Below are 13,265 nucleotides of genomic sequence, written 5' to 3'. Positions count from 1 at the left end.
GACGGTCTGCTGACGGCGCCTCACCTCATGGGGCGCCACCCGCGGGGCGGTTTCCACCGCCCCGCACGGGGCACTCTCCCCCATATCGAGCTCTTCCGGGCTCCTTCGGGCTCTTCCTGGCCCATCGATCGAGTCCGTACGGACCATCCTCACCCGACACGTCCCGCACAGCCGGACAGCCATTGCCGCAATCCGGGACACTCTTCGCATCCTGTGGTGTGCCCGGGGAAAGGACGCGATGCCATGTCGGAGGCTGCATCCACTCGAGTCGCCCTGGCGAAGAGCACAACATCCCGAAAGACGACAAGAAGACATACGCCGAGCGCCACGGGCACCACCGCCCTGCTGCCGTCGCTCGCCCCGCTGCTCCACGAGTGGGTGCCCCGGCAGCGCTGGTTCGCGGGCAAGGGGCAGCCCGTCACCGGGTTCTCCCTCGTCGCGGCCACCGAGATACTGCCCCTGGACGCCACGGGCACGGGCCCAGGGCTGCTGCATCTGCTCGTCCGGGTGCACCAGCCGGACGGCCGCCCCGCGCCCGCCCAGGGGGACTGCTACCAGCTCCTGCTCGGCGTGCGCACCACACTGCCCCCGCGCCTGGCCGACGCGCGCATCGGACAGGTCACGGAGGGACCTCTGTCCGGCCGCACCCTGTACGAGGGGCTGCACGATCCGCGCGTCGCCGACCTCCTGCTGGAACGATTCCGTAACCCCGGGTCACTCGGCCCCCTGCGCTTCGACCGGGCCGAGCCCATCCCGCCGGGGCTCACCCCACGCGTCCTGGACACCGAGCAGTCCAATTCCTCGCTCGTCTACGGGGACGCGTTCATCCTGAAGATCTTCCGCAGGGTCTTCCCGGGCACCAACCCCGATCTCGAACTGCCGCTCGCGCTCGGCCGCGAGGGCTGTGGCCGGGTGCCCGCCCCGGTGGCCTGGTTCGAGGCGACGACGAGCCCGGAGCCGCTCACGCTCGGCGTGCTGCAGCCGTTCCTGCGCGGTGCTCAGGACGGCTGGCAGCTGGCGCTCGCCGCGCTGGCCGCCGGCCGGGACTTCGTACCGGAGGCGCACGCGCTCGGCCGGGCGACCGCCGAGGTCCACACGGCCCTCGCCGCCGCGCTGCCGACGCCACCCCTGGCGCACGACCGGACCAGGGACCTGGTGGCCGGGATGGTGGAGCGTCTGGAGGCCGCCGCCCGGGCGGTGCCGGCGCTCGTCCCGTACGTACCGGGGCTGCGCACCGCCTTCGACGCGGTCGCGGCGCTCGGGGACACGGGGTGCGGGTGGACGGCGCAGCGGGTCCACGGCGATCTGCACCTCGGCCAGACCCTGCGGGGTGACGACGGCTTCTGGTCGCTGATCGACTTCGAGGGCGAGCCCGCCAGGCCGCTGCCCGAACGGCGTGCCCCGCAGCCGACGGTGCGCGATGTCGCGGGGATGCTCCGGTCGTTCGACTACGCGGCCCGCTCGCACCACCCGTGGAACCCGGAATGGGCGGCCCGCTGCCGTGCCGCGTACTGCGAGGGCTACGCCCGCGCGGCGGGCGCCGATCCACGCGCCGACCCGGAGCTGCTGCGCGCCCACGAGACCGACAAGGCGGTGTACGAGGTGCTGTACGAGGCCCGCCACCGTCCCGACTGGCTGCCGGTCCCGATGGCCGCCATCCAGCGCCTGGCCGCCACGCCGGCGTGACCTCCGCTTCCCCCACCCATCCGCCGAGCCTTTCGAGCCTTCCGAGGAGGCAGTCTCTGTGACCGCCCGCAAGCCGTCCCGCAAGCCGTCCGATCCCCTAGAGGTCCCGCCCACGGCCAAGCCGGTGACCACCGAGGTCACCGCCTCCGCCACGACGCCCTCCAGCACGCCCGCCGCGGCCCCCGCTCCGGCGGACGCGCCCGCCGACGCGCCCCCACCGCCCCCGGCCAAGCGCGCCCGGGCCAGGAAGGCGACGGCCGCGGCCACCGGCACCCCGCCCCGGCCCCGGCGCGGCGGGGGCAGCAAGAACGTGCTGCCCGCCACCGCCCTGGACGACGCGGACCGGGGCCGGCTGCTCGCCGGTGAGCACCACGACCCGCACGGCGTGCTGGGCGCGCACCCGACCTCGGGCGGAGTGCTCTTCCGGGCGCTGCGCCCCTTCGCGCGCTCGGTGACCGTGCTGGCCGAGGGCAAGCGGTCCGAGCTGCAGAGCGACGGCGACGGCCTCTTCTCGGGCGTCCTGCCGCTGCCCGCCGTGCCGGACGGGTACCGCCTCCAGGTCGCCTACGACGACAACACGATCGAGGTGGAGGACCCGTACCGCTTCCTGCCCGCCATCGGCGAACTCGATCTGCACCTGATCGGCGAGGGCCGGCACGAGGAGCTCTGGAAGGCGCTCGGCTCGCAGCCGATGGAACACCAGGGGGTGGCCGGCACCCGCTTCACGGTCTGGGCGCCGAACGCCCGCGGGGTCCGTGTCACGGGCGACTTCAACTACTGGGACGGCACGGCCTTCCCCATGCGCTCGCTCGGCGCCACCGGAGTCTGGGAGGTCTTCCTCCCCGGCGTCGGCGAGGGTTCCGTCTACAAGTACGACATCTGCCGGCCCGACGGGTCGCACACCCAGCGGGCCGACCCGATGGCCCGGCACACGGAGGTGCCGCCCGCCACGGCCTCGGTGGTCACGGCCTCGCGCCACGAGTGGCAGGACGCGGACTGGATGGCCCACCGGGGGGACCGCCCGGTCCACGAGGCCCCGTTCTCCGTCTACGAGATCCATCTCCCCTCCTGGCGGCCGGGTCTCAGCTACCGCCAGCTGGCTGCCCAACTCCCCTCGTACGTAAGGGAACTCGGCTTCACACACGTGGAGTTGATGCCGGTCTCGGAGCACCCCTTCGGCGGCTCCTGGGGCTACCAGGTCACCGGTTTCTATGCGCCGACGTCCCGCATGGGCAGCCCGGACGACTTCCGCTTCCTGGTCGACGCGCTGCACGCGGCGGGCATCGGCGTCCTCATGGACTGGGTGCCGGCGCACTTCCCGCGCGACGACTGGGCGCTCGCCGAGTTCGACGGCCGCCCGCTGTACGAGCACTCCGACCCGAACCGGGCCGCGCACCCGGACTGGGGCACCCTGGAGTTCGACTACGGCCGCAAGGAGGTCCGTAACTTCCTGGTCTCCAACGCCACTTACTGGTGCGAGGAGTTCCACATCGACGGGCTGCGCGTCGACGCGGTGGCCTCCATGCTCTACCTGGACTACTCCCGCGAGGACGGCCAGTGGTCGCCGAACGAGTTCGGGGGCCGGGAGAACCTGGACGCGGTCTCCTTCCTCCAGGAGATGAACGCGACGGTCTACCGCCGTAACCCCGGTGTCGTCACGATGGCCGAGGAGTCCACCGCCTGGGACGGCGTCACCCGCGCCACGGACAGCGGCGGGCTGGGCTTCGGGCTGAAGTGGAACATGGGCTGGATGCACGACTCGCTCGTGTACATCTCCAAGGAACCGATCCACCGCAAGTACCACCACAACGAGATGACCTTCTCGATGGTGTACGCGTACAGCGAGAACTACGTGCTGCCGATCTCGCACGACGAGGTGGTGCACGGCAAGCAGTCCCTGGTCACGAAGATGCCCGGCGACTGGTGGCAGCGGCGCGCGAACCACCGCGCCTACCTCGGCTTCATGTGGGCCCACCCGGGCAAGCAACTCCTCTTCATGGGGCAGGAGTTCGCACAGGGCGCGGAGTGGTCCGAGGGCCATGGCCCGGACTGGTGGCTGCTCGACGAGACGTACGAGGCCTCCGGCGACCACCGGGGCGTACGCACCCTGGTCACGGACCTCAACGCGGTCTACAACGCGCTGCCCGCGCTCTGGCAGCGGGACACCTCGCCGGAGGGCTTCAGCTGGATCGACGGCGGCGCGGCCGAGGACAACGCGTTCTCGTTCGTCCGCTACGACGCGGACGGCTCACCGCTGATCGCGGTCTCCCACTTCTCCCCGGTGGTGCGGCACGACTACCGCATCGGCGTACCGGACGGGCCGGAGGCCTGGGTGGAGGTCATCAACACGGACGCGGCCCGCTACGGCGGCAGCGACGTACGCAACGAGGAGCCGCTGAAGCCGGAGGCGGTACAGGCGGACGGCAGGGACACCAGCATCACGCTGACACTCCCGCCGCTGGCGACGGTGTGGCTACGGCCGGCCTGACGGCCTGATGGGGCAGGGCGGCGCACCTGGAGGTCCAGGTGCGCCGCCCCTCCTCGGTGCCGCTGCAGCGCCACTTGCCGGCGGTCAGTACACCGTGTCCTGCTGGTCCGGCACGACACTGCCGTCATCACGCCGCACGGGGCCGAAGCCGCCCCCGGGCTCGGTCCAGGCGGCGGTCGCGCAGGGGTACGCCGTGGTCCTGCGGGGCAGCGGCTCGATGAACATGGGGTTCACGACCCAGCGGCCGTCGGCGTTGTCGTAGGCGCGGCACATCACCTCGTTCTTGTTGCGGTTGAGCACGAGGTGCGCGCCGGTGGCGTCGCCGACGAACGTCACGTCGGTGTCGGCGTCACCGCCGCCGAGCGTGATCCGCCGGTCCGGGGCCTGCTTGCTCCAGGCGGCCCGGCCCTCGATCCCGTAGATCTCCTGGTTGATCCAGCAACGCTTGCCGTCGATGTACGGGATGGCCTCGCCCTCGGTGCGGCCCACCCCGCCGCAGCCCTCGTTGCGGGTCGTGATGCGGCCCTCGTCGTCGAGTACGGAGCGGATGGCGACGGTGTGCGCGCGGTCGATGCCGACGCCGCGCGACCAGACCTCGGTGACCGGCTCGGAGCCCGCCGAGACGATCCAGACGTCGAAACCGGCCTTCCGGAGCGTACGGATGAGGTCACGCTGCTGTTCGTAGTAGCGGACGTAGGCCGGAAGGACGTGGGTACCGACGGTGCGGGTCGCGCCGACGGGCGCGGCAAGGGCCTCCTCGCGGGCGGCCTCGGTGTACGCGCGCAGTTCGGGGACGGTGTGTCCGGCGAACAGCTGGGGTACCCACGCGTACTGCGGAACGGTGCGCCGGTGATTCCACTCCCCGGCGAAGGCGGCCTCGCCGCTCATCGTGGTGCCGTCCTCACGGATCTGGAGGATCTCGCAGTCTGGGGCAGTGGGCCGTCGGTGTCACGGCCGCGCGGGCGGCCGGGGCGGCGGCCAGGGTCGAGGTCCACGCGAGAAAACGGGAGGGAATTCGGACGCAGGCCCTGGGGAGTCCCTCATGCCTGTTGTCCGAAAGCCCATCCTTTTCGTCCGCGAGGTCAGACCGCCGCCGGGAGGACGTCCTCCAGCTCCTGGAGGAGGCGGCGCTTCGGGCGGGCGCCGACCATCGACTTCACCGGTTCGCCGTCCTGGAAGACCATCAGGGTCGGCATGGACAGCACCGCGTAGCGGGCGGTGATGCCCGGGTTGTGGTCCACGTCGATCTGGACGATCTTCAGGCGGCCGGCCTCCTCCCTGGCGATCGCGCTGAGCACCGGGGCGAGCTGACGGCAGGGGCCGCACCAGTCGGCGGTGAACTCGACCAGGACCGGGACGCCCGTCCCCCGTACCTCCTCGTCGAATGTGGTGTCGGTGACCTCGGCTACGCCTTCTGCGTGGATCATCGGTCCTCGTCCTCCCAGTTCAGTTCACAACGTGGTTCGGGGCCGCCCGGCACCTCGGCCGAGGCCTCCAATTCGGCGCGGGCCAGCTGGGCGCCCACCTCCGTACGGACCGACCGGAGCTGGCCGATCAGCGCGTCCAGTTCGCCGAGTTTGCGGCGGTAGACGGCCAGTGAGGCCGGGCAGGAGTCGCCCGCCGGGTGGCCGGCGCGCAGGCAGTCGACGAAGGGGCGGGTCTCCTCCAGGTCGAACCCGAAGTCCTGAAGGGTCCGGATCTGCCGGACCATCCGCAGGTCGCCCTCGTCGTACGTGCGGTAGCCGTTCTCCGCGCGGCGCGCCTGCAGCAGGCCCCGTGACTCGTAGTACCGCAGCGTCCGTGTCGTCGTCCCGGCGCGTTCGGCCAGTTCCCCGATTCGCATACCGCGACGGTAATCCTTGACGTCGGCGTCAAGGCAAGGGGAGCAGGAGGGAGCAGGAGGGTGCGGCGTTCGGGAAGTGACGCTGCCGGGGCCATTGACGGCCGCCCCGGGTGCAACTACATAACTCTGAGAGCGCTCTCAATCGCACGTCCCCGGCACCGTCCCCACCGGAGGTCCCCTTGCGTACGAGCCGCACCACCCCTCACAGACCCCACGGACGTACGTCCGTCCTCGCCGCCCTCACCGCCCTGGCCCTCACCCTCGCCGGAGTGATCACCGTCGCCGGATCCGGGTCCGCCCGGGGTGACGTGCCGACCGCGCCCGGCTGGAATCTGCAGTGGAGCGACGACTTCGACGGCGCGAACCGCAGCCTGCCGTCCTCCGCGAACTGGCAGATCGACACCGGTCACGGCTATCCCGGCGGCCCCGGCAACTGGGGCACCGGCGAGATCCAGAACTACACCGCCAGCCCCGACAACGTCAGCCTCGACGGCGGCGGCAACCTCCGCATCACACCGCTGCGCGACAGCGCGGGCAACTGGACCTCGGGCCGCATCGAGACCAAGCGGGCCGACTTCAAGGCGCCGGCCGGCGGCACCCTGCGCATCGAGGCCCGCGTCCAGATGCCGAACGTCACCGGCAACGCGGCCCTCGGCTACTGGCCCGCCTTCTGGGCGCTGGGATCGCCGTACCGGGGCAACTACTGGAACTGGCCGGGCATCGGCGAGTTCGACATCATGGAGAACGTCAACGGGATCAACTCCGTCTGGGGCGTGCTGCACTGCGGCGTCAACCCGGGCGGCCCCTGCAACGAGACCACCGGCCTCGGCAACAGCCGCGCCTGCCCGGGCGCGAGCTGCCAGTCCGCCTTCCACACCTACCGCTTCGAGTGGGACCGCGCCGTCACCCCCAACGCCCTGCGCTGGTACGTCGACGATCAGCTCTTCCACAGCGTCACCCAGAGCCAGCTGGACGCCACGACCTGGGCGAACATGACGGACCACGCCGGGTACTTCCTCCTGCTGAACCTCGCGATCGGCGGCGCCTTCCCCAACGCGCTCGGCGGCTCCACCCCGACCGCCGAGACCGTCCCCGGCCGGCCCATGCTGGTCGACTACGTGGGCGTCTGGACCCGGGGCGGCGGCGGCACGACCGACCCGCCCACGGACCCGCCGTCCGGCTCCTCCACCCTCGCCCTGCGCAGTGCCGGCGGCCTCGGGGCCGCCCAGTCCGCCGCCTCGTCGGTGACGGTGGCGTCGGCGGGAGGCGGCAACCACGACGGCACCCCGCACAGCCCGCAGACGTTCACGGCGACGGGCATCACCCGGGCGTACGACGGCGGGGCGACCCAGTTCGACATCTTCGCCGACTCGGGCACCACGATCGCCAACGGGCAGCAGGTGAGGGTGAGTTACGACCGGACGGGCGACGGGTCCTGGGAGCGTGCGGAGACGTACAACTACTTCGCCACCGATCCCGTCAGCGGGTACGAGCACTACACCCAGGCCAAGGGACTCAAGTCGTCCACCGGGAGCCACGGCAACCTGTCCGGCGGCACGGTGAAGGTCGAGATCTGGAACGCCATCGGGAACGGCCCGAGCACGGTGGGCGTCGGCAACCAGTCGGTGGTCCACATCCCGTACGGCTGAGGAGCCGAGGCCCGCGTGTAGAACGGGTAGTACGCTGAATCCATGAGCGACAGCAGCGAAGTCCCTCTCCGCGAGCTGAATCAGCAGACCTCACGGGTCATGGCCCGTGTGCAGGCCGGGGAGACGGTCACCATCACGAAGGACGGTGTCCCCATAGGGGACATCGTCCCCCGGGGGCTGCCGCTGGGCAGGCCCGCCTACCCCTTCCGTACCGACCCCATGGGACCGCTGGACCTCCCCGACCTGGGCGGCCCCGAGCTCACCGACGACGAGATCGACGCCACGCTTCGGGGCATGGGCTCGGCCGATGTCTGACGTCCCCGTCGCGATCGCCGACACGAACGCGCTGTACCGCCTCTTCACACCCAAGGACCCCCGCCACGCGGCACACCGCGACGCCTTGGGCAAGGTGGGACATCTCGTGGTGCCTCCCATGGTTCTGACCGAGCTGGACTACCTGCTCACCTCGAAGATCGGAGCGGGCGCCTCGATGAACGCGCTCGACTTCGTGGCGCGACAGGTCGAGGCCCGCCGCTTCGAGATCCCCGATGTCGCGTCCCACCTGCGGAGCACGATGGCCGTCATGCGCGGGTACCAGGACGCCGACAACGGCCGGGGCGTCGGCCTGACCGACGCGATGAACGTCGTGCTGGCGGCCGCCTACCGCACAGCCGATCTCTTCACGTCCGACCGGCACTTCCGGATCATGCGTCCACTCACCGGCCACTCCGTGTTCCGGCTCCTGCCGGACGATCTGTGAGCCGGTGCCCCGGAACCGCCGGTGCGTGATCAGGCGGTGCGGAGGTAACAGGTGTAGTCGCCGGTCACCTCCGTCGTCGTCCCGCCCGCGCCCGCCGTCCGGCCGACGACGACCGAGACGCTCACGCTGGACTCCCCTACGAAGCTGAACCAGTCCGCATAACGGCCGCCGCGCCGCCAGTCCTTCGGCGCGGCGGCGTAGGCACGCTCGCACTGCGCCCTCGCGTAGGCGTCACCGTTCACGATCTGCCGCTTGCCGGGGAGCGTGCGGTCCACCTTCTCCTGGGCCAGCACCCGCAGGTCGTGGCGGGCCGTGCAGTCCACGGGCCGTACGACCACCGTGGTGCCGAGCCCCGTGTCGCCGGTGGTGGCGCACCGGCCGGCCTTCAGCGAGGCGATGGGCACCAGGACCTCGCGGGCGTCCTCGACGGGGCGGCCTCCCTGGTCCGGGCCCCCGGACTTCACCGGCTTGCCGAAGTCCCCGAGCCGGTAGGAGGCGCGCAGCTGCGTCGATACGAACGCGGCGGTCCCGGCGTCACGGGTTGCACCCGTCGCCGCCTGGAACTGCTCGGCGAGCGGCAGCCCGTAGACCGCCTTCCCCGCCTCGGCCTTGTCCCCCGCGCCGCATCCGGCCATGCCGATGATGACCGGCAGCAGCAGTGCGACCGCAGCTCCCCGGTGTCGTGCGGCCCTCAGTGTCCCCACCCCTTGTGCCTGGTCAGGACACCTTTTGCGCCTGGTCAGGACAGTGATGATCCCCGGACCGGCCACACCGCACCAGCACGGGATGATCGCGCTGTCCGCACATCGCGCGGCAGGGCATACGCGAGCGGCCGGTACGGGGGTCCCGTACCGGCCGCTTCAGCGGGTGTTACGCCTTGACCAGCGAGGGCTGCTCCTCGCCGCCGTCCCTGGCGTCCGGGACGTGCGGCTCGCCGCCGTGGGCGTCGTCCGTCATCGTCTGCTCGTCGAACGGGAGGGCGCCGGAGAGGACCTCGTCCACCCGGGCCCGGTCGATCTCCTTGGTCCAGGTGCCGACGAGCACCGTGGCCACCGCGTTGCCCGCGAAGTTCGTCAGGGCGCGGGCCTCGCTCATGAAGCGGTCGATGCCGACGATCAGGCCGACGCCGTCGACCAGTTCCGGGCGGTGCGACTGGAGGCCGCCCGCGAGGGTGGCGAGACCGGCGCCGGTGACGCCCGCGGCACCCTTGGAGGCGATCACCATGAAGACCAGCAGCGAGATCTGCTCGCCGATGCTCAGCGGATCGCCCGTGGCGTTGGCGATGAAGAGCGAGGCCATCGTGAGGTAGATCGCGGTGCCGTCGAGGTTGAAGGAGTAGCCGGTCGGCACGGTGATGCCGACGACGGGCTTGCTGACGCCCATGTGCTCCATCTTCGCGATCAGCCGCGGCAGGGCCGACTCGGAGGAGGAGGTGGAGAGGATCAGCAGGAACTCACGGCCCAGGTACTTCAGCAGGGAGAAGATGTTGACCCCGGCCACCAGGCGCAGGATCCCGCCCAGGATCAGGAAGACGAAGAGCGCACAGGTGACGTAGAAGCCGACCATGATGATCGCGAGGGACTTCAGGGCGTCGACGCCGGTCTCACCGACCACCGCCGCCATCGCACCGAACGCGCCGACCGGGGCCGCCCACATGATCATGGCGAGGATGCGGAAGACGAGGCGCTGGATGTGGCCGATGCCCCGCAGGACCGGCTCGCCGGCCGAGCCCATGGCCTGGAGCGCGAAGCCCGCGAGCAGGGCGATGAGCAGGGTCTGCAGGACCTCGCCCTCGGTGAAGGCCGACACCATGGTCGTGGGGATGATGCCGAGCAGGAAGTCCACGGTGGACTCGCTGTCGCCCGCCTGCGCCTCACCCGCGGCGCGGGCCGCCTCGGTGAGGTGGAGGCTGGAGCCCGGCTCCAGGATGTTGCCGACGACCAGGCCGATGGCCAGGGCGACGGTCGACATCACCAGGAAGTAGCCGAGGGCCAGACCGCCGACGGCGCCGACCTTGGCGGCCTTCCGTACGGAGCCGACCCCGAGCACGATCGTGCAGAAGATGATCGGCGAGATCATCATCTTGATGAGGTTGACGAAGCCCGTGCCGATCGGCTTGAGCTCCACGGCGAAGTCCGGAGCCACGAGGCCCACCGTGATGCCCAGCACCACGGCGGCGATCACGGCCAGGTAGAGATAATGGGTGCGGTCCCGTCGTGCGGCTTTCTCTGCCACGGGGGTCTCCTCGGGTGTGTGGCGGCTCCCCGTCCCTGGGGGCCCCGGTGACTATTCACTTCCCTGTGACGGCCGTCACCCTTGCGTTCATATCGTTCACAGACGCTTATCGGCCACCTTGGGCCCGCGGTCCGCGCCAGGCAGACTGTGAGGCATGCGCCTGCCCCGTACCCTCCCCCGCAGCCTGGCCGGCCAGCTGTTCGCGATGCAGGCCCTGCTCGTGGCCGCGGTCGTGGCCGGGTGCGCCTTCTTCGCATACGCCTCGGGCCGCTCGCAGGCCGAGGAGACCGCGGCCCGCCAGGTGCGGGCGGCCGCCCTCGCCATGGCCGAATCGCCGTCGGTGCGGGAGGCGATCCGTACCCCGGACCCCTCCGCCGTACTCCAGCCGTACGCGGAGCGGGTCCGCGAGGAGACCGGGATCGCGTTCGTCACGATCATGAATCCGGAGGGGGTCCGCTGGACCCACCCCGACCCCACGCAGATCGGCCGGAGCTTCATCGGGCACACCGACCGCGCGCTGCTCGGCGAGACCTTCGAGGAGACGTACGCCGGCACGCTCGGGCCGTCGATACGGGTCGTCACGCCCGTCCGCGACGGCGACCGGATCGTCGGCCTGGTCAGTGCGGGCATCACCGTCGAGCGGGTCTCCACCCAGGTGCGTGAGCAGCTGGGCGCCCTGGGGACGGCGGCCGGCGTCGCCCTGGCGCTCGGCGCGCTCGGGACGTACGTGATCAACGCCAGACTGCGGCGGCACACGCACGGGATGAACGCCCGGGAGCTGAGCCGGATGCACACCTATCACGAGGCCACGCTGCACGCGGTGCGCGAGGGGCTGCTGATGCTGGACGGGCAGCGGCGGGTCGCCCTGATCAACGACGCGGGCCGGGAGCTGCTGGGGCTGGCGCCGGGGGCGGTCGGGCGCAGGGTCGACGAGCTCGCGCTGCCGGCGCCGCTGACCGGGGCGCTCCTGGCGTCCGAGCCGCGGGTGGACGAGGTCCACCTGACGGCGGACCGGGTGATCGTCGTCAACACCAGCCCGGTGGTCGGCGGCGAGCGGCGCGGCACGGTCGTGACGCTGCGGGACCACACGGAGCTCCAGGCACTGTCGGGCGAGCTCGACAGCGAGCGCGGTTTCACCCAGGCGCTGCGCTCGCAGGCGCACGAGGCGGCGAACCGGCTGCACACCGTGGTGTCGCTGATCGAGCTGGGCCGGGTCGACGAGGCGGTGGACTTCGCGACGGCGGAGCTGGAGCTGGCGCAGGTCCTCACCGACCGGGTGGTGGGCGCGGTCGCCGAGCCGGTGCTCGCGGCGCTGCTGCTCGGCAAGGCGGCGCAGGCCAACGAGCGGGGGGTGGAGCTGGTGCTCGGCGAGGACAGCCTGATCGACGACAGGGCGCTGCCGCCCTCGACGGCGCCGCGGGACCTGGTGACGATCCTCGGCAATCTCATCGACAACGCGGTGGACGCCGCGTCGGAGGCGGCGACGGGCACGGGCGCCGCCTCGGCGACGGGCGAAGGCACCTCCGGGGCGACCGGCACAGGCGCCGCCGTCCCCGCGCAGCGCACCGCGGCCCGGGCCCTGGTCACCGTGACCGCGCGGACGGAGTCCGGCGAGCTGCTGCTACGAGTGGCGGACACCGGCGCCGGGATCGGCCCGGACGACGCGGACGAGGTGTTCCGGCGCGGCTGGACGACCCACGGCACGGGCCGCGGCCTGGGCCTGGCGCTCGTGCGGCAGGCGGTCCACCGCAACGGCGGGACGGTGACACTGGGCCGGGCGCCGGACGGCGGCGCCGAGTTCACGGTGCGGCTGCCGCTCACCGGCCGTACGGCGGGGACGGAGGTGGCCGCACCGTGATCAGGGTGCTGGTCGTGGAGGACGATCCGGTGGCGGCGGACGCCCATCAGCTGTACGTGGACCGGGTCCCGGGTTTCGAGGTCGCCGCCGTCGCCCACTCCCGGGCGGAGGCCGTACGGGCGCTGGACCGGACGGAGGTGGACCTGCTGCTGCTCGATCTGTACCTGCCCGACGGGCACGGCCTCCAGCTGCTGCGTTCGCTGCGGGCCGCCGGGCACGGAGCGGACGTCATCGCGGTGACGTCCGCGCGCGATCTGGCGGTGGTGCGGGAAGGCGTGTCGCTCGGTGTCGTGCAGTACGTGCTGAAGCCGTTCACCTATCCCACGCTCCGGGACCGGCTCGTGCGGTACGCCGAGTTCCGGGCCGCGGCCGGTGAGGCGAGCGGTCAGGAGGAGGTGGACCGCGCGCTCGGCGCGCTGCGGGTCTCGGACCCGGCGACGCTGCCCAAGGGGCTGAGCGGTCCGACGCTGGAGGCGGTGACCCGGGCCCTGCGGGAGGCGCCGGAGGGGGTGACCGCGGCGGCCGCCGCGGAGGAACTGGGGATCTCCCGGATCACCGCCCGCCGCTATCTGGAGCATCTGGTGACGGTCGGCCGGGCCGTGCGGCGGCCGAGCTACGGTCAGGTCGGCCGGCCCGAGCTGCACTACCGCTGGGTGGCTGAAACCCACTGATGCTCCCGGCCCCGCCGAAGGGGGGCACCCTAGGAGGATCATACGAAGGGTGAACTGATAGGAACAGCCTGTAGC

Annotated in this window: 11 protein-coding genes and 1 pseudogene; 7 read left to right on the top strand and 5 right to left on the bottom strand. The window is 71.8% G+C overall.

What is annotated here, in order from left to right; genetic code table 11:
* Window positions 1-243 precede the first annotated feature (243 nt).
* Both ACIRD8_RS17545 and glgB read left to right on the top strand, forming a co-directional pair.
* On the top strand, window positions 244-1,686 hold the full coding sequence (locus tag ACIRD8_RS17545) for a maltokinase (protein ID WP_403991718.1): 1,443 nt from the start codon (window positions 244-246) through the stop codon (window positions 1,684-1,686).
* Window positions 1,687-1,744: 58 nt separating this feature from the next.
* Window positions 1,745-4,174, top strand: coding sequence for a 1,4-alpha-glucan branching enzyme (glgB, locus tag ACIRD8_RS17540; RefSeq protein ID WP_403991715.1), 2,430 nt, complete (start codon window positions 1,745-1,747; stop codon window positions 4,172-4,174).
* Window positions 4,175-4,258: 84 nt separating this feature from the next.
* On the opposite strand, the pseudogene ACIRD8_RS17535 reads toward glgB, so the two are convergent.
* The 3 genes and pseudogenes from ACIRD8_RS17535 to ACIRD8_RS17525 form a co-directional block, all read right to left on the bottom strand.
* A pseudogene (locus ACIRD8_RS17535) lies at window positions 4,259-5,095 on the bottom strand (haloacid dehalogenase-like hydrolase); the annotation flags it as partial.
* Window positions 5,096-5,256: 161 nt separating this feature from the next.
* Complete coding sequence (gene trxA / locus ACIRD8_RS17530; protein ID WP_403991712.1) at window positions 5,257-5,601, bottom strand: thioredoxin; 345 nt, start codon at window positions 5,599-5,601, stop codon at window positions 5,257-5,259.
* Window positions 5,598-6,017 carry a MerR family transcriptional regulator gene (locus ACIRD8_RS17525; protein ID WP_403991709.1) on the bottom strand — a complete coding sequence of 140 codons (420 nt, stop codon included), beginning with the start codon at window positions 6,015-6,017 and terminating at the stop codon, window positions 5,598-5,600. Before ACIRD8_RS17525 ends, trxA begins: the two co-directional genes overlap by 4 nt.
* A 179-nt stretch (window positions 6,018-6,196) precedes the next feature.
* On the opposite strand from ACIRD8_RS17525, the gene ACIRD8_RS17520 reads away from it, so the two are divergent.
* Genes ACIRD8_RS17520 through ACIRD8_RS17510 form a run of 3 tightly spaced genes read left to right on the top strand, consistent with a single transcriptional unit; the run spans window position 6,197 to window position 8,426 of the window.
* Window positions 6,197-7,666, top strand: coding sequence for a glycoside hydrolase family 16 protein (locus tag ACIRD8_RS17520; protein ID WP_403991706.1), 1,470 nt, complete (start codon window positions 6,197-6,199; stop codon window positions 7,664-7,666).
* A 42-nt stretch (window positions 7,667-7,708) separates the two neighbouring features.
* Entirely contained in the window at window positions 7,709-7,981 is a 273-nt protein-coding gene (locus tag ACIRD8_RS17515; protein WP_403991703.1) for a type II toxin-antitoxin system Phd/YefM family antitoxin, read from the top strand.
* The gene (locus ACIRD8_RS17510; RefSeq protein ID WP_403991700.1) at window positions 7,974-8,426 is read left to right on the top strand and encodes a PIN domain-containing protein; all 453 of its coding nucleotides are present in this window, start codon (window positions 7,974-7,976) and stop codon (window positions 8,424-8,426) included. The genes ACIRD8_RS17515 and ACIRD8_RS17510 overlap by 8 nt, the downstream gene beginning before the upstream one ends.
* A gap of 29 nt (window positions 8,427-8,455) precedes the next feature.
* Here ACIRD8_RS17510 and ACIRD8_RS17505 read toward each other — a convergent pair whose 3' ends face one another.
* Together ACIRD8_RS17505 and ACIRD8_RS17500 are read right to left on the bottom strand one after the other, a co-directional pair.
* Window positions 8,456-9,130 (bottom strand): hypothetical protein, encoded by a 675-nt coding sequence (locus ACIRD8_RS17505; RefSeq protein WP_403991697.1) that lies wholly within the window; start codon window positions 9,128-9,130, stop codon window positions 8,456-8,458.
* A gap of 166 nt (window positions 9,131-9,296) precedes the next feature.
* The gene (locus ACIRD8_RS17500) at window positions 9,297-10,661 is read right to left on the bottom strand and encodes a cation:dicarboxylate symporter family transporter (RefSeq protein WP_403991694.1); all 1,365 of its coding nucleotides are present in this window, start codon (window positions 10,659-10,661) and stop codon (window positions 9,297-9,299) included.
* 154 nt (window positions 10,662-10,815) lie between these two features.
* Here ACIRD8_RS17500 and ACIRD8_RS17495 point away from each other — a divergent pair, with 154 nt between their 5' ends.
* Window positions 10,816-12,519 carry an ATP-binding protein gene (locus ACIRD8_RS17495; protein WP_403991691.1) on the top strand — a complete coding sequence of 568 codons (1,704 nt, stop codon included), beginning with the start codon at window positions 10,816-10,818 and terminating at the stop codon, window positions 12,517-12,519.
* On the top strand, window positions 12,516-13,190 hold the full coding sequence (locus tag ACIRD8_RS17490; RefSeq protein ID WP_403991687.1) for a response regulator: 675 nt from the start codon (window positions 12,516-12,518) through the stop codon (window positions 13,188-13,190). The genes ACIRD8_RS17495 and ACIRD8_RS17490 overlap by 4 nt, the downstream gene beginning before the upstream one ends.
* The last annotated feature ends 75 nt before the right edge of the window (window positions 13,191-13,265 follow it).

The sequence above is a fragment of the Streptomyces sp. NPDC102451 genome (assembly GCF_044765485.1).
Taxonomy (GTDB): Bacteria; Actinomycetota; Actinomycetes; order Streptomycetales; family Streptomycetaceae; genus Streptomyces.
This window is presented reverse-complemented; position numbering and strand designations above follow the sequence as displayed.

Excerpts from the sequence above, each read along its gene's own strand:
- ACIRD8_RS17545 (WP_403991718.1), top strand. The coding sequence starts at position 244 with ATGTCGGAGGCTGCATCCACTCGAGTCGCCCTGGCGAAGAGCACAACA.
- trxA (WP_403991712.1), bottom strand. The coding sequence starts at position 5,601 with ATGATCCACGCAGAAGGCGTAGCCGAGGTCACCGACACCACATTCGAC.
- ACIRD8_RS17525 (WP_403991709.1), bottom strand. The coding sequence starts at position 6,017 with ATGCGAATCGGGGAACTGGCCGAACGCGCCGGGACGACGACACGGACG.
- ACIRD8_RS17515 (WP_403991703.1), top strand. The coding sequence starts at position 7,709 with ATGAGCGACAGCAGCGAAGTCCCTCTCCGCGAGCTGAATCAGCAGACC.
- ACIRD8_RS17510 (WP_403991700.1), top strand. The coding sequence starts at position 7,974 with ATGTCTGACGTCCCCGTCGCGATCGCCGACACGAACGCGCTGTACCGC.
- ACIRD8_RS17495 (WP_403991691.1), top strand. The coding sequence starts at position 10,816 with ATGCGCCTGCCCCGTACCCTCCCCCGCAGCCTGGCCGGCCAGCTGTTC.